Source organism: Streptomyces sp. NBC_01433 (genome assembly GCF_026340105.1).
Classification (GTDB): Bacteria; Actinomycetota; Actinomycetes; order Streptomycetales; family Streptomycetaceae; genus Streptomyces.
In genome coordinates this window covers 4091760-4114117 of sequence record NZ_JAPEPM010000001.1, presented here as the reverse complement: position 1 = coordinate 4114117, position 22358 = coordinate 4091760, and the positions used below count along the sequence as shown (strand labels likewise).

The window sequence follows — 22358 nt, the reverse complement described above, 5'->3', positions numbered from 1 at the left end:
TTGAATGCGTGGCCCTGCCTTCGCACCACCACGCGGAGTCGGAGCCGACCCGCGTGCCCGTAAACGTAAGGATCCGTTCCATGACGTCGCAGACGACGCTGGCGAAGTCGGGCCAGGGGCCCGGTGAGCCGGAAAAGCCGGTCTCCCCGGACGGGCTCCAGGCCGGTCTGAAGAACCGCCACCTCTCGATGATCGCGATCGGCGGTGTGATCGGTGCGGGCCTCTTCGTGGGGTCCAGCGCGGGCATCGCCGCCGCGGGACCGGCCATTCTCCTGTCGTACGCGCTCGTCGGCCTGATGGTCGTGTTCGTGATGCGGATGCTGGGCGAGATGGCCGTCGCCCGGCCGAGCTCCGGCTCCTTCTCCGCCTATGCCGACCAGGCGCTGGGCCGCTGGGCGGGCTTCTCCATCGGCTGGCTGTACTGGTTCTTCTGGGTCGTGGTGCTGGCCGTCGAGGCGACCGCCGGTGCCAAGATCCTGGAGGGCTGGATCCCGGGCGTGCCGCAGTGGGCCTGGGCCCTGATCGTGATGATCGTGCTCACCGCGACGAACCTGGTCTCGGTCGGTTCGTACGGGGAGTTCGAGTTCTGGTTCGCCGGGATCAAGGTCGTGGCGATCGGCGCCTTCGTGGTCATCGGTCTGCTCGCCGTCTTCGGACTGCTGCCGGGGTCGGACAACCCCGGTTCCGGGCTCGCGCATCTCACCGACAGCGGAGGGTTCTTCCCCGAGGGGCCGGGCGCCATCCTCACCGGTGTGCTGATGGTCGTCTTCTCGTTCATGGGCAGCGAGATCGTGACCCTGGCGGCCGGTGAGTCCGAGGACCCGCAGCGTGCCGTGTCCAAGGCGACCAACAGCGTGATCTGGCGGATCGCGGTCTTCTACCTGGGCTCGATCTTCGTCGTCCTGACCCTGCTGCCGTGGAACGACCCGTCGATCCTCAAGGAGGGTTCGTACGTCGCCGCGCTCAACTCCATCGGCATCCCGCACGCGGGCCAGGTCATGGATGTCATCGTGCTGACGGCCGTGCTGTCCTGTCTGAACTCCGGCCTCTACACGGCCTCCCGGATGGCGTTCTCCCTCGGCGGCCGGGGAGACGCGCCGAGTGCCTTCGCCCGGGTGAACAAGCGCGGGGTGCCGCAGACGGCGATCCTGTCCTCCGTGGTGTTCGGCTTCGTCGCGGTGTTCTTCAACTACCAGTGGCCCGACACCGTCTTCCAGTTCCTGCTGAACTCCTCGGGCGCCGTCGCCCTGTTCGTCTGGCTGGTCATCTGCTTCACCCAGCTGCGGATGCGCGGGATCATCCTGCGCGAATCCCCGGAGAAGCTCGTCGTACGGATGTGGCTGTTCCCGTATCTGACCTGGGCGACGATCGCGATGATCTCCTTCGTCCTGGTCTACATGCTGACCGACGACGCCGGACGTGAGCAGGTGCTGCTCTCGTTGCTGGTCGCGGCGCTGGTGGTGGCGATCTCGCTGGTACGTGAGGCGCGCGGCCGCAAGGCCGCCAAGGCACCGGCCACCGAGGCGCAGGCCGACGAGGCGCAGGCCGACGAGGCGCAGGCCGACGAGGCGCAGGCCGACGAGGCGCAGGCCGACGAGTGAACTGATACCTGACGGCCGATGTCAGGTTTACCGGGGAGGCTCTCCCCCGCGACGCCCACCGGGTGCGTCGCGGGCGAATGGAGAGCCTCCCCTCATGACGTACGCGCCTGACACCTTCCAGACCGGCTTCCCGATCCGTCCCGACCGCGTCGTCGAGGCCACCGGCGCCGATGACGTGCGCGCCGCCGTGGCGTACGCCGCCGGGCGCGGGCTGCGGATCGCGGTCCACGCCACCGGGCACGGGCTGCCCGGCCCCGTCGAGGGCGGCGTACTGATCAGCACCCGCCGGATGGACTCCGTACGGATCGATCCGGGGCGCCGCACCGCCCTGCTCGGGGCGGGCGCCACCTGGGGGCAGGTGATCGCGGCCGCCGCCCCGCACGGGCTCGCCCCGCTGAACGGCTCGGCCCCGTCCGTGGGCGCCGTCTCCTACACGCTCGGCGGCGGGCTGGGCCTGCTGGCCCGGGAGTTCGGGTACGCCGCCGACCATGTGCGCTCCCTCGACGTGGTGACCGCCGACGGGGTGGCGCGCCGGGTCACCGCGGACAGCGAGCCCGAGCTGTTCTGGGGCCTGCGCGGCGGCGGGCACCGCCTGGGGGTGGTGACGGGCCTGGAGATCGGCCTGGTGGCGGTGGACCGGCTGTACGGCGGCTCGGTCGCCTTCGACGGGGCGGGGGCCGACGAGGTGCTGGGCCGGTATCTGGAGTGGACCCGGACGGTTCCGCGGAGCCTCAACTCCTCGCTCGCGGCGATCCAGTACCCCGACGCCCCGCAGCTGCCCGAGCCGCTGCGGGGGCGGTACGTGGTCTCGGTGCGGGTGGCGTTCACGGGCGGTACGGCCGAGGGCGAGCGGCTGGTCGCGCCGCTGCGCGCGATCGGGCCCGCGCTCGCGGATTCGCTACGGGAGATGCCGTACACCGACAGCCACACCATTCACAGCGACCCGCCGTTCCCGCACGCCTACTACGGAGACAGCGCGCTGCTCGGGGAGCTGGACGCGGGGCGGGCGGGGCGGGTGCTGGAGCTGACCGGGCCGAAGGCGCCGATGATGACGGTGGTTCAGCTCAACCACCTGGGCGGGGCGCTGGCCGAACGGCCCGGGGTGGACAACGCGGTGCCGTACCGCGAGGCGGGCTTCCTGCTGCGGCTGCTGTCCCCGCTGGACGGTACGGACGTCGCGGCGGTACGGGAGCTGTACGGGCGGGTGTCCGGGGTGCTGGCCCCGGACGTCCTGGGCCGGTCGCTGAACTTCTCCTTCGGCGGCGGCGACCGCACCGAGGACTTCCACGACCCCCGGACACGCGAAAGGCTCGCCGGTCTGGTCTCCCAGTACGATCCGGCGAGCCTCCTGCGAGGGCCCTACGGCATCAGCCGCGGCGCCCGATGAGCTTCCAGGACGCGGGCAGCGCACCCATGGCCAGCGCCGCCTTGAGGGCGTCGCCGATCAGGAACGGCACCAGACCGGCCGCGACGGCCGCGCCCATCGACATCCCGGTGGAGAACGCGAGGTACGGCACGCCGACCGCGTAGATCACCGCGGAGCCGACCGCCATCGTGCCCGCGGTGCGCAGTACGGAGCGGTCGCCGCCGCGGCGGGCGAGAGAGCCGACCACGGTGGCGGCGAGCAGCATGCCGAGCACATAGCCGAACGAGGCGCCGCCCGCACCGGAGGAGCCCTCGGAGAACCACGGCATGCCGGCCATGCCGACGAGCGCGTACAGGGCGAGCGAGAGGAAGCCGCGGCGGGCGCCCAGCGCGGTGCCGATGAGGAGCGCGGCGAAGGTCTGGCCCGTGACGGGGACCGGGGAGCCGGGGACCGGGACGGCGATCTGGGCCGCGATGCCGGTGAGGGCGGCGCCGCCCATGACCAGGGCCGTGTCGACGGCGTAACGGTGCCGGGCTGCGGGCAGCAGGTCGGCGAGGACCGCTCCGGAACGGACGGGTGCGACAGCAGTGCTCATCGGGACTCCGCGGGTGAGGGCAGGCAGGGTGGGTGCGAGCACGGTGGGTGCAGGCGGGCTGGGGACATCCGGTGGGAACAGTCGGTTGGGACATCCGGTGGGAACAGCCGGGTGGAGACGGACTGGAGTTGACGTTAGCCCACGGGTTAACGCTCGATCACCGTCAGCCGCCCACAAAGCGGTGACGGAGGGGATGGTGGGGTTCGCACAAAGACCGGCCCGCAATCATCCGCGGGCGTGACGCTCGTCACTGAGCCTGGGGCGGAGCGGGTGCCTTCTGCCGGGAGGGGACTCGCGGCGTGAGACTGTAGGTTCCCCATAAGACCGGTCGGTCCGAATGAGCCGAGAGTGACCCGCACCCCATGCACGACGCGCCTCCCCCCACGCACTCCCCCGTACCGGCCGAGCCGCTCTCCCACGGCCTGAAACAGCGGCATCTGACGATGCTCGGCCTGGGCGGGGTGATCGGGGCCGGGCTGTTCGTCGGGTCGGGCGCCGGGATCGCGGTGGCGGGCCCGGCCATCGTCGTCTCGTACCTGATCGCGGGAACGCTCGCGATGCTGGTGATGCGGATGCTCGGCGAGATGTCGGCCGCCATGCCGGCCTCCGGTTCGTTCTCCGTGCACGCGGAGCGGGCGCTCGGCCGCTGGGCCGGGTTCAGCGCCGGGTGGCTCTACTGGTTCCTGCTGGTGGTGGTGCTCGCCGTGGAGGCGACGGCCGCCGCGCAGATCGCCCACGGCTGGGTGCCGGGGATGGAACCGTGGGCCTGGGTGCTGGTCTTCATGGTGGTGTTCACGGTGGCCAACCTGACCGCCGTGAAGAACTTCGGGGAGTTCGAGTTCTGGTTCGCCGCGCTCAAGGTCGGCGCGATCGTGGCGTTCCTGGTGCTGGGGCTGCTGGCGGTCTTCGGTCTGCTCCCGGACACCGATCCGGTCGGGATGACCAACCTCACCGGGCAGGGCGGCTTCCTGCCGAACGGCTGGGACGGGGTGGTCTCCGGCGTACTGACCGTGGTCTTCGCCTTCGGCGGCCTGGAGGTCGTCACCATCGCGGCGGCCGAGACCGACGATCCGGCGCGGGCGGTGGGGCGCGCGGTGCGCAGCGCGGTGGTGCGCATCCTCTTCTTCTACGTCGGTTCGATGCTGGTCATCGTGACCGTGCTGCCGTGGACCGCGCAGCAGGCCGGGCTCAGCCCGTATGTGAAGGTGCTGGACTCCATCGGGGTGCCGTCCGCCGGGCAGATCATGAACATCGTGGTGTTCGTGGCGCTGCTCTCCGCGCTCAACGCCAATCTGTACGGCTCCTCGCGGATGATCTTCTCGCTGGCCGAGCGCGGCGAGGCGCCGCGCGGACTGCTGAAGGTGTCGGGCGGCGGCGGACGCAAACGCGGAGCCGAGGACGACGGCGGTACGGGAGACGGCGGTGACGACAGCGGTACGGAAGGCGGCGGCACGGCAGGGGGCAGCGGCGGTACGGGAGGCGGTGTGCCGCGGCGGGCGGTGCTCGCGTCGGTGGCCTTCGGCTTCGTCTCCGTCCTGCTCAATCTGCGGTGGCCGGACACGGTCTTCCTCTACCTGCTCAACTCGGTCGGCGCGGTGCTGCTGTTCGTCTGGGCCCTGATCGCCGCCTCGCAGCTGCGGCTGCGCGCCCGGATCGAGCGCGAGGCACCCGAGGCGCTGACCCTGCGGATGTGGTGTTTCCCGTATCTGACCTGGCTGACGCTGGCCGGTCTGTTCGGGGTGCTGCTGCTGATGCTGAGCGATGACGCGGCCCGCCCGCAGGTGCTGTGGTCGGCCGGGGCGACGGCGCTGGTGCTGCTGGTATCGGTGGTGCGGGAGTTCCGGACCCGGCCGGGAGCTACTCGGGAGTAGGCGCGTGCGCACCTTGTGTGAGCCTCGTGACCGTATAGCGGACAGCTGTTCCTTGTGAGCGGGGGCCGTGCCCAGACTGTGGGCTCGTCCCCGTCTCACCTACCGAACTGAGCTCGTCCATGCCTCGGACCTCCGCGTCTCCCCCCACCGCTGACTCCGCAGCCACCGGCACCGTCACGGCCGACTCCGCTCTCACCCACGGCCTCAAGCAGCGCCACCTCTCGATGATCGCCCTGGGCGGCGTCATCGGGGCCGGGCTGTTCGTCGGTTCGGGCGCGGGCATCGCCGCCGCCGGGCCCTCGATCGTCATCGCCTACGGGATTTCCGGGCTGCTGGTCATGTTCGTGATGCGCATGCTCGGCGAGATGTCCGCCGCGAATCCGGCCTCCGGTTCCTTCTCCGTCCACGCGGAACGCGCGATCGGCCCCTGGGCGGGCTTCACCGCCGGATGGGCGTTCTGGGTGCTCCTGTGCGTCGCCGTCGGCCTGGAGGGCATCGGCGCCGCGAAGATCGTCACCGGCTGGCTGCCCGGCACCCCGGAGTGGGCCTGGGTCGCGCTGTTCATGGTGATGTTCCTCGGGACGAATCTCGCCGCCGTGAAGAAGTTCGGCGAGTTCGAGTTCTGGTTCGCCGCGCTGAAGGTGGTCGCGATCACGCTCTTCCTCGTCCTGGGTGTGCTGGCGATCCTCGGCGTGCTGCCCGGCACGGACGCGCCCGGCGCCTCCAACCTCACGGGTGACGGCGGCTTCCTGCCCAACGGCTCCGACGGCTTCATCATCGGACTGCTCGCCTCCGTCTTCGCCTACGGCGGTCTGGAGACCGTCACCATCGCAGCCGCCGAGTCCGAGGACCCGGTGCGGGGCGTCGCGAAGGCGGTCCGGACGGCGATGTGGCGCATCGCGGTGTTCTACGTCGGCTCGATGGCGGTCATCGTCGCGCTGGTGCCGTGGGACGACCCGAAGGTCGTCGAGGTCGGCCCGTTCTACGCGGCACTGGACCACCTCGGCATCAGCGGCGCGGCGGAGATCATGAACGTGGTCATCCTGATCGCGCTGCTCTCCGCGATGAACGCCAACATCTACGGCGCCTCGCGCATGGCCTGCTCGCTCGTCGCACGGGGCCAGGGCCCGAAGCGGCTGGGCCGGATCACCTCCGGGGTGCCGCGCACGGCCGTTCTCGTCTCCTCCGTCTTCGGCTTCCTGTGCGTGCTGCTCAGCTACTGGCGGCCGGACGACGTCTTCCCGTGGCTGCTCAACATGATCGGCGCGGTGATCCTGGTGGTGTGGGTCTTCATCGCCGCCTCGCAGCTGATCCTGCGCGGCCGGATGGAGCGGGAGGCGCCGGAGAAGCTGGTGGTGCGGATGTGGCTGTTCCCGGTGGGCACCGTGCTCGCGCTGGCGGCGATGGCCGGCATCTTCCTGCTGATGCTGCGGCAGCCCGGCACGCGCGATCAGCTGTTGGCCACGGGGGCGCTGACCGCGGTGCTGATCGTCGTGGGGCTGCTGCGGCAGCGCCGGGGCGCCACCGCGGAGTGACCGCCGCGCCCTCGGGCCCGTCCGCGCCGGCAGCGACGCCTCAGGCGCCGGACGGGCCCGAGTCGTACGGGCCCGAGTCGCCGGACGGGCCCGGGTCGTCGCACGGCACGTTCAGGGAGAGCAGCGCCCCACCCCCGCCACCCTCGCCCGACAGGCGGATCTCGCTCACCGCCGCGTTCCGCAGCCGCGGGAAGACCCTGCGGTAGGAGCCCAGGGGGATGCCCAGCAGTTCGCACAGGACCAGGCGCAGCAGCGTGTTGTGCGCGACGACCAGGATCCGCCCGCCCGGTCCGCCCGCGGCGATGCGGCGCAGGGCCGCCGTCCCCCGGGCCGCCGCCGCCCGGGGGTCCTCGGCGCCCGGGAACGGGTTGGCCACCGGGTCGGCCCGGAACGCCTGTGCCCGCTCCGGGTCCTCGGCGGCGAACTCGGCGAGGGTGCGCCCCTCCACCACCCCGAAGTCGCACTCGCGCAGCCCGTGTTCACGCATCGGTACGAGGCCGAGCGCCCGGCAGGCCGGGTCGGCGGTCTCCATGGCGCGGGGGACGGTGGAGGTCCAGATCGCGTCGACCGGGTGCCGGGCCGCCCACCGCCCCAGTCGCTCCGCCTGACGCCTCCCCTCGTCCGTGAGGGCGACATCGCTCACTCCGGCGTAGCGGTTCTCCGCGTGCCAGACGGTCTGCCCGTGGCGGGCGAGCAGCAGCGTGGTGGGAGGCGGACTCGCGGTCATGGGTGCTCCGTTCGGGTGCGGGCGTGCGCGGCGACGGTGCCCGGGAGCCAGCCGCGCCGTTCCAGTTCGTCCACCAGCGTGCGGTACGGCTGAAGATGGCGGGCGGTACGCGCCGGGTCCGGGTGCAGGGTCTGCCGCAGCCGCACCATCCGGCCCGCGGCCTCCTGCACGGTGTCCGCGGCCCCCGCCCCGTACGCGGCGAGGACGGCCATGCCGAGGGCGGGTTCGCTGTGCTGCGGGAGGTGGACGGTCCGGCCGAGGATGTCGGCGCGCAGCCGGTTCCAGTGGTCGCTGCGGACGGCGCCGCCGGTGAACGTGAGCGGGCCGCGCACGGGCGCGCCGAGCAGGTCGAGGTAGTCGAGGCAGAGCCGTTCGACCAGTCCGACGCCCGTCAGGAGCGCCGCCCAGTGCTCGGCGTCCGACGCGGGTTCGCCGAGCAGGAAGCCGGTGGCGTCGGGGGCGAGGAAGGGGAAGCGCTCGCCTCGCGCCACCAGCGGGTACGCCACCACGTCCGACGGCCCGAGCCGGGCGGCCAGCGCGTCCAGCCGGGCCGGGTCCGCCTCCGGGAAGGCGGCGGTCAGCGCCCCGCCGCCGGTCCCGGACGCGCCGCCGGGCAGCCAGCTCCCGTCGGGGGCGCGGTGGTTGTAGACGACCCCGGTCCGGTCGGTGACCGGTGCGTCGGTGACCCCCTTGAGCACCAGGGTCGTGCCGAGCACCGCGTTCCAGGAGCCGACGGTCAGCGCGCCCGAGGCGATCTGTGCCGCGCAGCCGTCCGTCATCCCGGCCACCACGGGCGTGCCCGCCGGAATGCCGGTCTCCTCGGCCGCCGCGCGCCCCACCTCGCCGATCCGCCGACCGGGCCGCACCACCTGGGGGAACAGCCCCTCGGGCAGGCCGAGTCCGGCGAATTCCGCGTGCGGCCAGTCGTCGTCCGCCAGCACGTAGCCGGTCTTGAGGGCATGGCTGGAGTCGGTGGGCAGCGGGTGCCCGGCGAGCCGCGCCAGGACGAAATCGGCCTGGTGCGTCACGCGGACGCCGTCGCTCCCTCCCCCGTACTCCCTCAGCAGCCACATCACCTTGGGCAGCGCCCAGGTCGGTGGTGTCCCGGCCCTGGCCGCCTCCGCTCCGGCGCGCCCGTCGTCGTACATCAGTGCGGGGGTGAGCGGCCGTCCGGTGCGGTCGGCGAGCAGGACCGTGCCGGAGGTGGAGCAGACCGCGAGCGCCCGGGGCGCGGGACCCTCGCGCAGCGCCTGCCGGGTCGCCGCGCACACCGCCGTCCACCAGTGGTCCGGCAGCTGTTCGTGGCGTGCGCCGTCGCGCCTGCCGCCGAGCGGGGCCGACCCGCTGCCGAGGATCTTCCCGCGGTCGGAGGCGAGGACCGCGCGGACGCTCTGCGTTCCGAGATCGATGCCCATCCACATATCGGCTCCCTCTGTGAACTTCTCACTGTGCACTGAGAATTTCACTTGTGCGAGGGATTGACGGGCAACTTGTGTTGTTCCAAGCTCTGTTAACCAATCAGCACATTGTGTGATCAGCATCTCCGGCCGGACCGTGGAGGTCACGGATGGACAGGCACGGGCACGACCGGCGCCGCTTAGTCGCTCTCGGCGCGGCAGCCGCAGCATCCGCAGCTCCGCTGCTGTCCGCCTGCGGGGCGGGCTTCGGCGGTGACACCTCCGGCGGGGGCGGCTCCGCGGCCGACGATGTCACCGGCGCCTTCGACTGGAAGCGGGCCGAGGGCAAGACCGTCAAGGCGCTGCTCAACAAACACCCGTACACCGACGCCCTGATCGCCGATCTGAAGGCGTTCACCGAGAAGACGGGCATCAAGGTCGAGTACGACGTCTTCCCCGAGGACAACTACTTCGACAAGCTCACCGTCGACCTCTCCAGCGGGCGTGCCTCGTACGACGTGTTCATGCTCGGCGCGTACATGGTGTGGCAGTACGGTCCGCCCGGCTGGCTGGAGGACCTCGGGCCGTGGATGCGCAACTCCTCGGCGACCGGGTCCGCATGGGACCAGGCGGACTTCTACCCGAATCTGCTCCAGGCCGGCCAGTGGTCCCTGAAGGCGGGCGCCCCGCTCGGACAGGGCGGGCAGTACGCGCTGCCGTGGGGCTGGGAGACGAACGTCGTCGCGTACAACACCGAGGTGTTCAAGAAGCTCGGGCTGAAACCCGCCGAGTCCTTCGACGAGCTGCGCGAGCTGGCCGGGACCATCACCCGCAAGGCACCGGGCGCGGGATTCGACGGGATGTACGGGGTCGCGGTGCGCGGGTCGCGCAGCTGGGCCACGATCCACCCCGGCTTCATGACGATGTACGCGCGCAACGGGCTGAAGGACTTCACCGTCGCGGGCGGGAAGGTGAAGCCCGCGATGAACTCCCCGGAGGCCATCGCGTTCACCGGGGACTGGGCGGAGATGGTCAGGAAGGGCGGGCCGCCGTCCTGGACCTCGTACACCTGGTACCAGTGCTCCAGCGACCTCGGCGCGAAGAAGGCCGGGATGCTGTTCGACGCGGACACCGCCGCGTACTTCCAGGCGGTGGAGGGGGCCTCCCCGGCCTCCGGGAAGATCGCCTTCCACCCCGGTCCGAAGGGGCCGGGCGGCTCGCTCGCGACGAACATGTGGATCTGGTCGCTGGGCATGAACGCCAGGAGCCGCAACAAGCCGGCGGCCTGGCTGTTCCTCCAGTGGGCGACCGGCAAGGAGCATCTGCTCAAGGGCGCGGTCCAGGACAACCACATCGATCCGGTCCGCAGGTCGGTGAGCGAGGCCGCCGCGTACCGGGACAAGATGGGGGCGATCCCCGGCTTCATCGAGACGTTCGAGGCGGTCGTCGACCAGACGAAGATCCAGTTCACCCCGCAGGAGCAGTTCTTCGACGCGACGACGAGCTGGGCCTCGGCGCTCCAGGAGATCTACGGCGGGAAGAACGCCTCGTCCGTGCTGAACGGACTCGCGGGCGATCTGGCGTCGAAGATCGGCTGACCGGTGGCCCTGACGACGCCTCCGGCGCCCTCGGAACGCACGGCCGTCCATGGCGAGGAGACCGCGCCGGCACGGCCGGTGCCTAGGTGGCGCCGCTCGCTGCGGCCGTATCTCCTGATCGTCCCGGCGCTGCTGCTGACCGGCGGCATCCTCTATCCGTTCGGTCTGGGCCTCTACTACACGCTGTTCGACTTCGCGGCGAGCAAGCCGCGGCCGGACCTGGTGGGGTTCGAGAACTACCGGCGGATCTTCTCCCAGTCCTCGTTCTGGGAGTCGGCCCGGGTGACCGTGCTGTACGCGGTGGGCGCGGCGGCGGTCGAGACGGTGCTCGGGGTGTCGGTGGCGCTGCTGCTGCACCGGGCGAGCAGGGTCGGGCGGGTGCTGGAGAAGATCCTCATCCTGCCGCTGATGATCGCGCCGGTGATCGCCGCGATCATGTGGAAGCTGATGCTCCAGCCCTCGGTCGGGGTGATCAACCATCTGCTGGAGCCGGTCGGTCTGGGCGGGGTGCAGTGGACCGACACCCCGACCGGGGCGCTGCTGTCGTCGATCGCCGTCGATGTGTGGGTGTACACGCCGTTCGTCGCGATCCTCGCGCTGGCCGGGCTGCGCTCGCTGCCCGTGTCGCCGTTCGAGGCGGCGGCGGTGGACGGGGCGGGCTGGTGGTTCACCTTCCGGCGGCTCACGCTGCCGATGCTCTGGCCGTACGTCCTGGTGGCGGTGATCTTCCGGTTCATGGACTCGCTGAAGGTCTTCGACATCATCTACGCGCTGACCGAGGGCGGCCCCGGCGACTCGACGGTGGTGCTCCAGATCCGGGCGTATCTGGAGGCGATCCGCTTCCAGCGCTACTCGTTCGGCATCAGCTACATGATCGTGCTGTGGGCGGTGGTCTACCTGGTCACGATGGTGCTGGTGCGCTATCTGGGCCGGATCCAGAACCGTGCGGCGGAGGTGCCGAAGTGAGGCGGGAACCGCGGGACGGGTACGGGGCCGGGGACGGCGGGGCGGCGAAACCGCGGGCCGGGTACGGGGCCGGGGACGGCGGGGCGGCGAAACCGCGGGCCGGGGCCGGGGCCGGGGACGGCGGGGCGGCGAAACCGCGGGCCGGGGCCGGGGACGGCGGGGCGGCGAAACCGCGGGCCGGGGCCGGAGACGGCAGGACAGCGAAACCGCGGGCCGGGGACGGCGGGCGAAGGCTGTTGTCGGTGGCCGCCGACGGGGCGCTGATCCTCTACTTCGTCTTCGCGCTGTTCCCCGTCGTCTGGATGGTGATCCTGTCGCTGAAGCCGACGAACGAGCTGTTCAGCACGTACTTCTCGTTCACCCCGACCCTCGACGCGTACCGCACGGTGCTCGGCGCCGGGAACGACCAGGGCGTGCCGTTCCCGCGCTTCTTCGTCAACAGCCTGATCGTGTCGGTGGGGGCGGTGGCCCTGTCACTGGTGATCGGGCTGCCCGCCGCGTACGCCGCCGCCCGGTGGCGGTTCCGCGGCTCGGAGAACCTGATGTTCACGCTGCTCTCGTTCCGCTTCGCCCCCGAACTGACCGTGATCATCCCGCTGTTCGTGCTCTACCAGAAGCTCGGGCTCTTCGACACCTACGTCGGCATGGTGTGGGTGCTCCAGCTGGTGACGCTGCCGCTGATCGTCTGGATCATGCGCTCGTACTTCTCCGATCTGTCACCGGAGCTGGAGCAGGCGGCGCTGCTGGACGGCTACACCCGTAAGCAGGCGTTCTTCAGGGTCGTGCTGCCGCTGGTGAAACCCGGCATCGCGGCCGTCTCGCTGCTGGCGTTCATCTTCGCGTGGAACAACTTCGTCTTCCCGCTCATCCTGACCTCGTCGAACGCCCAGACGGTGACGGTCGGCGCGCTGTCCTTCCTGGGCGGTGACCGGCCCAAGTACAACCTCACGGCGGCCGCCGCGCTGATCTCGGCCGTCCCGCCGCTGCTGCTGGCCCTGACCATCCAGCGGTATCTGGTGCGGGGCCTGTCGTTCGGGGCGGTGAAGTCATGACCGCCCCGGCCGCCATCGCGCTGCGCTCCGTGCACCTGCGCTACGGCGGGAACGTCGCGCTGGACGGGCTGGACCTGGAGGTGGCGGAGGGCGAGTTCTACTGTCTGCTCGGCCCGTCGGGCGCGGGCAAGACGACCACGCTGAAGACCGTCGCGGGCCTGGTGGAGCCGCAGTCCGGGTCGGTGGAGCTGGGCGGGGCGGACATGACGGGCGTCGAGCCGTACGACCGGGGCGTGGCCATGTGCTTCGAGTCGTACGCGCTGTACCCGCACCGCACGGCGTACGACAATCTGGCCTCCCCGCTCCGTTCGCCCCGCCACCGCCTCCCCGCGGACCAGGTGCGGGCCCGGATCGGGGAGACCGCCGAACTCCTCGGGATCAGCGCCCTGCTGGACCGGCCGGTGGGCGCCCTGTCGAACGGGCAGCGCCAGCGCGTCGCGCTCGGCCGGGTGCTGGTCCGTCCGGCGCGGGCCTTCCTCCTCGACGAGCCGCTGTCGCACCTGGACGCCAAGCTGCGCCAGGCGATGCGCGCCGAGCTGCGGGCGATCGGCGAGGTACGGCGCACGACCACGCTGTACGTCACGCACGACGCGGTGGAGGCGCTGGCGCTCGGCGACCGGATCGGGGTGATCAGGGACGGCCGCCTGGTGCAGAGCGGCACCCGCGAGGAGCTGTGGCACCACCCGTACGACACCTTCGTCGCCCGTTCCTTCGGTCGGCCCCGGATCAATCTGCTGCCGGGCACGGTGACGTCCGAGGGCCGGTTCCGGGCGGCGGACGACTCGTACGAACTGCCGCTGACGGTGCCCGCGGCGCCGGGCACGGCCGTTCAACTGGGGCTGCGGCCCCGGGACATCGGGCTCCGGGAAGGCCGGGTGAGCGACGTCGGCGGGGCGTCCGGCGGCGGGCCCGACAGCGGACCCGGGGTCGCGTTCACGGGCTCCGTCTACATCACCGAGGTGCTGGGCCGGGCGACCGAGGTCACCGTCCGGATCGGCGAACAGCAGCTGTCCCTCGTCGTCCCGCGCGCCGAGGCCGCGGGCCTGCGTCCCGACGATCCGGTGCGCCTCCACACGGCGCGGACGAGACTGCTGTTGTTCGAGGCCGACCGGCCGGAGAGACCAGGACGAAGGATCAGCCCATGAGCAGTCTTCAGCAGCGCGGACCCGCCCCCCGTCAGGCGTCCATCGCCGAGTACGTCCTCGCCGAGGGCGAGGTCAGCGCCGCCGAGCTGGCCGAGCGATTCGACGTCAGTCTGATGACCATCCACCGCGACCTCGACGAGCTGGAGCGGCAGGGCATCGTCCGTAAGTTCCGCGGTGGGGTGACGGCCCAGCCGTCCGGCGTCTTCGAGTCGAACGTCGCCTACCGGCTGAAGACCATGCGCGCCGAGAAGGCCGCCGTCGCCGAGCGGGCGGTGCGGCTCATCGAGCCGGGCATGGCGGTGATGCTGGACGATTCGACCTCGACCCTGGAGATCGCGCGGCGGCTGCGGGCCATCACCCCCCTCACCGTCGTCACCAACTTCCTCGAAGCGATAACCGTGTTGTCGCAGGAGCGGGGCATCCATCTGATGGGCCTGGGCGGCGACTACGACCCGCTGCACTCCTCCTTCCTCGGGGTCTCCTGCGTGGAGGCCGTGCAGTCCCTCCAGGTCGATGTCTGCTTCACCTCGACGTCCGCGGTGTCCGGCGGCTTCGCCTACCACCAGGAGCAGCACATCGTGTCCGTGAAGCGGGCGATGCTCGACTCGGCCGCCCGTAACGTCCTGCTGCTCGACCACTCCAAGCTGGGTCGCGTCGCCCTGCACCGGCTCGCCCCGCTCAGCCGGTTCGATCTGGTGCTGGTGGACGACGGGGCGTCCGCCGAGGCACTGCGCGATCTGGACGAGCACAAGGTCCCCTACGAGGTCTGCGCGACCGGCACAAGCGTCGGCGTAGGCGTCGGCACGGCATCGGGAGGTGGCGGTGAACGGTGACTGAACTGGCCCTGCGCGCCCTGCGCAAGACGTACACCGGGCGGGGCCGGGCGGCGGACGTCGAGGCGGTGCGGTCCATCGACGTCGAGCTGCGGTCCGGGGAACTGCTGGGCCTGCTGGGCCCGTCCGGCTGCGGCAAGTCCACGACGCTGCGGATGATCGCCGGTCTGGAGACCGTCACCGGCGGCGACATCCTCATCGGCGGCTCCTCGGTCGTGCCGCTCCCGGCACAGCGGCGCAATATCGGGGTCGCGTTCGAGAACTACGCGCTGTATCCGCCGCTGACGGTCGCGGAGAACCTCGGATTCGGCCTGTCGGCGCGGCGACGCCACGGCCGGGCCGAGATTCGCGGCAGAGTGGCGGCCATGGCCGAACGTCTCGGGATCACCGACCTGCTCGGATCCCGCCCGGCCGCGCTCTCCAGCGGGCAGAAGCAGCGGGTGGCGCTGGCCCGCGCGCTGATCCGCGAGCCCGACGTACTGCTGCTCGACGAACCGCTCTCGCATCTGGACGCCGCCCAGCGGGACGCCACACGGCGTGAGCTGAAACGCATCCAGCGGGACTCCGGACACACCGCGATCCTCGTGACGCACGACCAGGAGGAGGCCCTGTCGCTCGCCGACCGGATCGCGGTCATGCGGGACGGCGAGATCCAGCAGCTCGGCACGCCCGAGGAGATCTATGACGCCCCGGCGAATCTGTTCGTCGCGGACTTCGTCGGGGAACCGGCGGTCAATCTGCTTCCGGGCGTCATGGACGGCGGGGGCGTACGGCTCTCGGACACCGTGGCCTTCCCGGTACCGCACCGCTCCACCGCGCCGGGCCGCTCGGTGGTCCTGGGCATCCGGCCCGAGGACCTCACCCTGGGCGATACGGGCGTACCGGCCCGGGTCGCCGCCCATGAGCCCCTCCTCGAAACGGGCATCGCCACGCTCGCCCTGGACGGGGTGGCCGGGCCCGTCGTCGTCCTGACCGGACCCGGAGTACGGCTCGGCCGGGGCGACACCGTACGGATCGCCGCCGACCCGCGGCACATCCATGTCTTCGACGCCGAAACAGGAGACGCACTTCGATGAACCGCCCCCCGATGAGGATTCTGGCAGCCGGTGACCATTTCGTCCGCGCCTCGCTGATCACCGAGGCCCTGCGCCGGACGGTGGCGGGCGACGCGGACATCACGGAACTCACCCTCCCCTGGCCCCTGGAGCCGTTCGGCAGGGTCGCCGAGGTCGACGAGGCCAGCGACGCCGAGGACGCCCTGATCCAGGCCCTGGACGGGATCGAGGTGTGCGTGACGCAGATGGGGCCGTTCACCGAGCGCGTTCTCGCCGCCGCGCCCCTGCTGCGGCTCGTCGTCGTCTGCCGGGGCGGCCCGGTCAATGTGAACGCGGCGGCCGCCCGTGCCCGGGGCGTACGGGTGTGCTTCGCCCCCGGGCGCAACGCGGCGGCGACCGCGGAGTTCACCGTGGGCCTGCTGCTGGCCGCCCTGCGGCGCATCCCCGAGGCCCACGAGACCCTGCGCACCCAGGGCCGTTGGGACGCCTCGCACTTCCTGTACGAGCAGGCTGGCCTCGAACTGGAGGACGTCCCGGTCGGCCTGATCGGCTACGGGGCGGTCGGCAGCCGGGTGGCCCGGGTGCTCGGCGCGTTCGGCGCCGAGGTCGAGGTGTACGACCCCTATGTGCGCGGCGACGTGCACGGGATGCGCGCCGTCTCGCTCGACGCGCTGCTCGCCCGCTCCCGGGTCCTGACCCTGCACGCCCGGCTGACCCCGGAGACCCGGCATCTGATCGGCGCCCGCGAGCTGGCCCTGCTGCCGCGGGGGGCGGTGCTGGTGAACGCGGCACGGGGCGGCCTGCTGGACACCGACGCGCTCTGCGACGCGCTGGATTCGGGCCAGTTGGGGGCCGCTGCGCTCGACACGTACGAGCAGGAGCCGCCGCCCGCGTCCTCCCGGCTGTTCCGGACCCCGCATCTGCTGATGACCCCGCATGTGGCGGGGGCCAGCCGTGCCGTCGCCGAGAAGGCGGCCCGGATCGCCGCGGACGAGGTGGCCCGCTATGCGCGGGGCGAGCCGTTGGCCCACGTCCTGTGACCGCGCGACACCGCCCGCACTCCCTCGAATTCCTCTGACCGGAGGCCATGCGCCGTGACCAGGTACGTCGGGATCGATGTCGGCACCTCGCTGGTGAAGGCGGCCGCCTTCGACGAACGGGGCCGCACCCTGGCCGTGGAGTCCCGCCCCGTCGGGCTGGACATCCACGGCGGCCGTGTCGAACAGGACATGGACGAGGTGTACGGGGCGGTCCGCGAGGTCCTTGCCGCGCTGGGCCCGGACGGGGTGGCGTTCGCCGGTCTCACCGGGCAGGGCGACGGGGTCTGGCTGGTGGACGCGGCGGGCCGCCCGGTCCGCAGGGCGATCTCCTGGATGGACGGCCGGGCCCATGAGGTGGTCGACGGCTGGCTGGCGTCGGGGGTCTTCGATGAGGTCTACCGGGCCACCGGCAGCGCGATGTTCCCGGGCTGCCCCGGTCCGGTGCTGGCCTGGCTCGACCACCATGAACCGGCCGCCCTGGACGCGGCGGCCACCGCGCTGTACTGCAAGGACATGGTGTTCCAGCGGCTGACGGGAGTCCGGGCCACCGATGTCTCCGACGCGTCGATGCCGTTCCTGGACCCGGTGACCCGGGCGTACTCCCCCGACGTCCTGGCCGCGCTCGGCCTCACCCGCCGGGCCGGGCTGCTGCCTCCGGTGAGCGACCCGGTGGCGACCGCCCGGCTGCCCAGCGGGGTGCCGGTGTCCAACGGCCCGTACGACCTGCCGGCCTCCGCGCTCGGCGCGGGTGTCACCCGCCCCGGCGACGGTCTGCTGATCGTCGGCACCTGTCTGGCCGCGCTGGTAGCCACCGACCGCCTCGATCTGTCCGGCGAACCGGCCGGGCTGCACATCTCCACCGACCGTCCCGGCCACTGGCTGCGCGCCATGCCCGCGATGGTGGGCACGGCGGCGCTGGACTGGATCCTGGCCACCACCGGCGTACGCCACCGGCAGCTCGACGCCCTCCTCGACGCGACTGTGCCCGGCGCGCACGGCGTGCGGGTGCTGCCGTACTTCGCGCCGTCCGGCGAGCGCGCCCCGTTCGTCGAGCCCCGGCTGCGGGCCGAACTCACCGGCGTATCCCTGGAGTCGACCCCGGCGGACCTGATCCGCGCGGTCTGCGAGGGCATCGGCTTCGCCGCCCGGCACTGCCTGGAGGCCGCGGGGCTGACCGGCACCCTGGCCCTGTGCGGCGGCGGCACCCGCTCCCCCGCCTGGATGCGCCTGTTCGCCGATGTGCTGGGCAGGCCGGTCCGGATCGTGGAGGGGGAGGTGGGGGCGCGGGGTGCGGTGCTCGCGGCGGCGGAGCGCTTCGGGGCGGAGCTGGACACGGCGTCCTGGACGGCACCCACGGCGGTGGTGACACCGGATCCGCGGCGGGCGGCCTTCTACGCGACGGCGTACGAGGACCACCTGGCACGCCTCGCCGAGGCCCGTACGCGGGCCCGCACCACCGGGAGCCCGTCGGTGGCGCTTTAGCGGAGCCCGCCGACGCCCGCGCCCGGCACCGACGGCGGTGTTGTCCATGCCCTTACGCGGGCCGGTACGCGGGGCCCGTACGCGGGGCGGTACGCGGGGCCCGTACGCGGGCCGGTACGCGAGCCCGTACCCACGGCCGTACATGACCCGGCAAGCCGCCGTCCGCCGGGCCGTAACCCCCCATCGCTTTGGTGGTCCTACCGCCCACCACCCGAGGAGATCCCCATGTCCCCTTCCCCCGGCCGACGTTCGATCCTTCTGGCCACCGCCGCGGTGACAGCGGCGGCGGCGACCACGCCCGCTTCCGCCGCGGACCGCCGTCCGCACCGCCCCCGGGGCCCCGTGGTCATCGGCCACCGCGGCGCGGCGGGCTGGCGCCCCGAACACACGGCAGCCGCCTACACCTTCGGTGTGCGGTCCGGCGCGGACTGGATCGAGCCGGACCTCGTACCGACGAAGGACCATGTCCTGGTCGTGCGCCACGAGAACGAGATCTCCGGGACGACGGATGTCGCCCGCCACCCGGAGTTCGCCGGCCGCCGCACCACGAAGACCATCGACGGGAAGGCCGTCACCGGCTGGTTCACCGAGGACTTCACGCTCAAGGAGCTGAAGACGCTGCGGGCGGTGGAGCGGCTGCCGCTGATCCGCAACCGCAACACGGTCTTCGACGGCCGCCAGCAGGTCATGACGTTCCAGGAGGTCGTCGATCTGGCCCGCGCCCTGTCGAAGGAGTACGGCCGCCGGATCGCGGTCTTCCCCGAGACGAAGCACCCCACGTACTTCCGCTCGATCGGTCTGCCGCTGGAGCCGGAGCTGATCCGGGTGATCCGCCGCAACCGCCTCACCGCCCGGGAGTGTGTCGTCCAGTCCTTCGAACCGTCCAGCCTGCACCGGGTGGCCGAGGCCCGGCTCGGCCTGCCGCTCTGGCAGGCGCTGGGCACGAGCGGGCGCCCGTACGGCCACGGGAGCACCTACAAGGAGATGATGACTCCGGCCGGGCTGCGCGAGATCGCCTCGTACGCGGACTGGATCGGCCCGGACAAGTCCTCGCTCGTCCCGCCGCTCACCCTGCTGGCCGACGCGCACGCGGCGGGCCTGAAGGTCGGTGCGTACACCTTCCGCGCCGAGAACCAGTACCTCCCGGCGCACTACCGCCGGGGCACCGCACCGAACGACTTCGGTGACGCCTTCGCCGAGTACGCCTTCCACTACGCGCAGGGCGTGGACGCGGTGGTGACGGACTTTCCGGACATCGCGGCGGCGGCGCGGGAGGACCTGCGGCCGTAGCTCCGCCCTCGCGCGGTCACCGACCACCGACCACCGACCCTCGGTCGCCGGTCGCCGGTCGCCGGTCCGATCGCCCGCCATCGGACCTAGGCCGAAGGGCTGATCACGGACGAACCCTCCTGCTGTTAGCCTGCTCCTGCATATAGGTTGCAATAACAACTGGACGGCATTCCCAGCAGTCGGAGGGTTCGCATCATGGCCACGTACACGCTCCCGGAGCTCCCTTACGATTACGCGGCGCTCGAACCGGTCATCAATCCCCAGATCGTCGAGCTGCACCACGACAAGCACCACGCCGCGTACGTGAAGGGTGCGAACGACACCCTGGAGCAGCTGGAAGAGGCCCGCGACAAGGGAGCCTGGGGCGCCATCAACGGCCTTCAGAAGAACCTCGCGTTTCACCTTTCCGGCCACATCCTGCACTCGATCTACTGGCACAACATGACCGGCGACGGCGGCGGCGAGCCCCTCGCGGCGGACGGCGTCGGCGACCTGGCCGACGCGATCACCGAGTCGTTCGGCTCGTACGCGGGCTTCAAGTCCCAGCTGACGAAGGCCGCGGCCACCACCCAGGGCTCCGGCTGGGGCGTCCTCGCGTACGAGCCCGTCAGCGGCAAGCTGATCGTGGAGCAGGTCTACGACCACCAGGGCAACGTGGGCCAAGGTTCGGTCCCGGTCCTGGTCTTCGACGCCTGGGAGCACGCCTTCTACCTGCAGTACAAGAACCAGAAGGTCGACTTCATCGAGGCGATGTGGCGCGTCGTCAACTGGCAGGACGTGGCGAAGCGGTACGCCGCCGCGAAGGAGCGCGCGGACGTGCTCCTGCTCGCCCCCTGACGATCCCCCAGGCGTCCTGCCTCGTGATCGTCTTCTCAACCTTCACTCGGGCAGGCGGATGAACGAAGAGCCCCCGCGAGGACATGACTCGCGGGGGCTCTTCCATGCCCAAGTTCCCCGCGCCCACCTGGCTCGTTAGCCATTTAGCTCATATGCTAAACATGGGCCATGGAGAATCCTTCCGCCGACGAGGCAAGCGCGTTCCGCGCTCTCGCCGACCCGACGAGGCGCCAGATCCTGGAGGACCTGCGGGGCGGTGAGCTGGCCGCCGGTGAGATCGCGGGCCGGTTCCCGATCAGCGCACCGTCCGTCTCGCGCCACCTGGGCGTACTCAAGGGCGCCGGGCTCGTCACCGAGCGCCGCGACGCCAACCGCATCCTCTACTCGCTCGCGGAGGAACGGCTCGCGATGTGCGTGGGACGGTTCCTCAGCGCCGTCTGCCCCGAACAGATCGTGCTCCGCCGCACCGCGTGGCGTCAGGGCCCGAAGGGTGATGCCTCATGACCGGACCCCGGCTCTCCAGCGTCATCGAACGCCGCCTCCTGGTGAACTACCGCGTGGACCCGGACATCGCGGCCGGTCTGCTGCCCGCCCCCCTGCGCCCCCAGCTCGTGCGCGGCAGTGCGGTCGCCGGGATCTGCCTGCTGCGCGTCGGGGGCGTACGCCCCGGCTGGAGTCCGGCCGCCGTCGGACTGCGCAGCGAGAACGCCGCGCACCGGATCTCCGTGGAGTGGGACGGCCCCGAGGGCGTGGAGAGCGGCGTCTACATCCCGCGCCGCGACAGCGCGTCCCGGCTCAACGTCCTCGCGGGCGGCCGGATCTTCCCGGGCGCGCACGGGCACGCCGACTTCACGGTGCGCGAGGACGCCGCCGAGGTGCGCGTGGCCTTCGCGACCCGGGACGGAGAGGTCCGGGTGGACGCCTCGGTGCAACCCACGGACGAACTGCGCGGCAGCGAGCTGTTCATGGACCTGGCCGAGGCGTCGGCGTTCTTCCGCGCGGGGGCCAGGGGCCTGTCCCCCCACGCCTCCGGCCGCCACCTGGATGTCCTCGAAATGAGCACCGACGCCTGGCGGGTGACGGCCGGGCGGGCCCGGTCCGTGCGGTCCTCGTTCTTCGAGGACCCGGACCGCTTCCCGCCGGGGAGCGCCGCGCTGGACAGCGTGCTGGTCATGCGGGGCGTCCCGGCCCGCTGGTCGCCGCGCGCGCCCTTCCCTCTCACCGCCCCGGCTGCTCGCCCCCGGTGACGAGCACGACCATCAGGCCGTCGTATCCCTTGTCCCCCACGGTCTGGAGCGCGGTGGCGCTCAGTGTCGGGTCAGCCGCGACGAGTTCGGTGAACCGGCGCACCCCCCGCACCTTCGGGTCGGTGCTGTCGGCGTCGACGACTTCCCCGTCGCGTACGACGTTGTCGGCGACTATCAGGCTGCCGGGCCGGGTCAGCTCGACGGACCAGGCGAGATAGTCGGGGTTGCTGGGCTTGTCGGCGTCGATGAACACGACGTCGAACGGCCCGTACCCCTCGGCGGCCAGCACGGGCAGCGTCTCCAGCGCCGGCCCGACCCGGACCTCTACGACATCGGCGAGCCCGGCGCGCGCGATGTTGGCGCGGGCGACCTCGGCGTACGCCGGATCGGCCTCCAGCGTCACGAGCCTGCCGTCCGCCGGGAGCGCCCGCGCCAGCCAGATGGTGCTGTACCCGCCCAGGGTGCCGATCTCCAGGATGGTCCGCGCCCCCTGGAGCCGGGCCAGCATGCTCAGCAGCTTGCCCTGATTGGGGGCGACCTGGATCGCGGGCAGACCCGCCGCCTCGCTCGCCCCGACGGCGGCGTCCAGGGCCGCGTCGGGCCCCACCAGCAAGCCGTTGAAGTAGTTGTCGACCGCGGTCCACTGTGCCTGAGTCATGCGTTCTCCCTGCTCACCGAGTCAGTTCCCTTGAGGAACTTACTAGGGTCGGCAAGAAAATGC

General features: G+C 71.8%; 20 protein-coding genes. 16 read left to right on the top strand and 4 right to left on the bottom strand.

The genetic code is table 11. From position 1 onward, the window contains the following. Window positions 1-80: 80 nt before the first annotated feature. Entirely contained in the window at window positions 81-1601 is a 1521-nt protein-coding gene (locus OG413_RS18515; protein WP_266806941.1) for an amino acid permease, read from the top strand. A gap of 94 nt (window positions 1602-1695) precedes the next feature. Beyond that, window positions 1696-2988: an FAD-binding oxidoreductase gene (locus OG413_RS18510; RefSeq protein WP_266806939.1), complete on the top strand. Its 1293-nt coding sequence runs from the start codon at window positions 1696-1698 to the stop codon at window positions 2986-2988. On the opposite strand, the gene OG413_RS18505 is transcribed toward OG413_RS18510, so the two are convergent. Then, window positions 2969-3562: a biotin transporter BioY gene (locus tag OG413_RS18505; protein WP_266806937.1), complete on the bottom strand. Its 594-nt coding sequence runs from the start codon at window positions 3560-3562 to the stop codon at window positions 2969-2971. The genes OG413_RS18510 and OG413_RS18505 overlap by 20 nt on opposite strands. 362 nt (window positions 3563-3924) lie before the next feature. On the opposite strand from OG413_RS18505, the gene OG413_RS18500 reads away from it, so the two are divergent. Continuing rightward, window positions 3925-5433 (top strand): amino acid permease, encoded by a 1509-nt coding sequence (locus tag OG413_RS18500; protein ID WP_266806935.1) that lies wholly within the window; start codon window positions 3925-3927, stop codon window positions 5431-5433. 119 nt (window positions 5434-5552) lie between these two features. Continuing rightward, window positions 5553-6968, top strand: a complete 1416-nt coding sequence (locus OG413_RS18495; protein WP_266806933.1) for an amino acid permease — start codon at window positions 5553-5555, stop codon at window positions 6966-6968. Window positions 6969-7008: 40 nt separating this feature from the next. Here the strand turns inward: OG413_RS18495 and OG413_RS18490 are convergent, their stop codons facing one another. Then, window positions 7009-7695 carry a histidine phosphatase family protein gene (locus OG413_RS18490; protein WP_266806932.1) on the bottom strand — a complete coding sequence of 229 codons (687 nt, stop codon included), beginning with the start codon at window positions 7693-7695 and terminating at the stop codon, window positions 7009-7011. Beyond that, entirely contained in the window at window positions 7692-9116 is a 1425-nt protein-coding gene (locus tag OG413_RS18485) for an FGGY-family carbohydrate kinase (RefSeq protein WP_266806931.1), read from the bottom strand. The genes OG413_RS18490 and OG413_RS18485 overlap by 4 nt, the downstream gene beginning before the upstream one ends. A gap of 146 nt (window positions 9117-9262) precedes the next feature. Here OG413_RS18485 and OG413_RS18480 point away from each other — a divergent pair, with 146 nt between their 5' ends. The 12 genes from OG413_RS18480 (at window position 9263) to OG413_RS18425 (ending at window position 21637) form a co-directional block, all read left to right on the top strand. After that, entirely contained in the window at window positions 9263-10690 is a 1428-nt protein-coding gene (locus OG413_RS18480) for a sugar ABC transporter substrate-binding protein (protein WP_266806930.1), read from the top strand. 3 nt (window positions 10691-10693) lie between these two features. Next, on the top strand, window positions 10694-11656 hold the full coding sequence (locus OG413_RS18475; protein WP_266806928.1) for a carbohydrate ABC transporter permease: 963 nt from the start codon (window positions 10694-10696) through the stop codon (window positions 11654-11656). Next, window positions 11653-12708: a carbohydrate ABC transporter permease gene (locus OG413_RS18470; RefSeq protein ID WP_266806926.1), complete on the top strand. Its 1056-nt coding sequence runs from the start codon at window positions 11653-11655 to the stop codon at window positions 12706-12708. Before OG413_RS18475 ends, OG413_RS18470 begins: the two co-directional genes overlap by 4 nt. Then, the gene (locus OG413_RS18465; protein ID WP_266806924.1) at window positions 12705-13853 is read left to right on the top strand and encodes an ABC transporter ATP-binding protein; all 1149 of its coding nucleotides are present in this window, start codon (window positions 12705-12707) and stop codon (window positions 13851-13853) included. Before OG413_RS18470 ends, OG413_RS18465 begins: the two co-directional genes overlap by 4 nt. Then, window positions 13850-14686 (top strand): DeoR/GlpR family DNA-binding transcription regulator, encoded by an 837-nt coding sequence (locus OG413_RS18460; protein ID WP_266806922.1) that lies wholly within the window; start codon window positions 13850-13852, stop codon window positions 14684-14686. Before OG413_RS18465 ends, OG413_RS18460 begins: the two co-directional genes overlap by 4 nt. Further along, entirely contained in the window at window positions 14683-15762 is a 1080-nt protein-coding gene (locus OG413_RS18455; protein ID WP_266806920.1) for an ABC transporter ATP-binding protein, read from the top strand. The genes OG413_RS18460 and OG413_RS18455 overlap by 4 nt, the downstream gene beginning before the upstream one ends. 11 nt (window positions 15763-15773) lie before the next feature. After that, a complete protein-coding gene (locus OG413_RS18450; protein WP_266810230.1) occupies window positions 15774-16781 on the top strand; it encodes an NAD(P)-dependent oxidoreductase in 1008 nt (335 codons plus the stop codon). Between the two features lie 54 nt (window positions 16782-16835). After that, window positions 16836-18263, top strand: a complete 1428-nt coding sequence (locus OG413_RS18445; RefSeq protein WP_266806918.1) for an FGGY-family carbohydrate kinase — start codon at window positions 16836-16838, stop codon at window positions 18261-18263. Between the two features lie 225 nt (window positions 18264-18488). Continuing rightward, entirely contained in the window at window positions 18489-19553 is a 1065-nt protein-coding gene (locus OG413_RS18440) for a glycerophosphodiester phosphodiesterase family protein (protein WP_266806917.1), read from the top strand. A gap of 195 nt (window positions 19554-19748) precedes the next feature. Next, complete coding sequence (locus tag OG413_RS18435) at window positions 19749-20390, top strand: superoxide dismutase (protein ID WP_266806916.1); 642 nt, start codon at window positions 19749-19751, stop codon at window positions 20388-20390. A gap of 168 nt (window positions 20391-20558) precedes the next feature. After that, window positions 20559-20894, top strand: coding sequence for a metalloregulator ArsR/SmtB family transcription factor (locus OG413_RS18430; protein ID WP_266806914.1), 336 nt, complete (start codon window positions 20559-20561; stop codon window positions 20892-20894). Beyond that, entirely contained in the window at window positions 20891-21637 is a 747-nt protein-coding gene (locus OG413_RS18425; protein ID WP_266806912.1) for a DUF2071 domain-containing protein, read from the top strand. The genes OG413_RS18430 and OG413_RS18425 overlap by 4 nt, the downstream gene beginning before the upstream one ends. On the opposite strand, the gene OG413_RS18420 is transcribed toward OG413_RS18425, so the two are convergent. Next, window positions 21609-22295, bottom strand: coding sequence for an O-methyltransferase (locus tag OG413_RS18420; protein WP_266806910.1), 687 nt, complete (start codon window positions 22293-22295; stop codon window positions 21609-21611). The two genes, OG413_RS18425 and OG413_RS18420, sit on opposite strands and share 29 nt — an antisense overlap. Window positions 22296-22358: the final 63 nt, after the last annotated feature.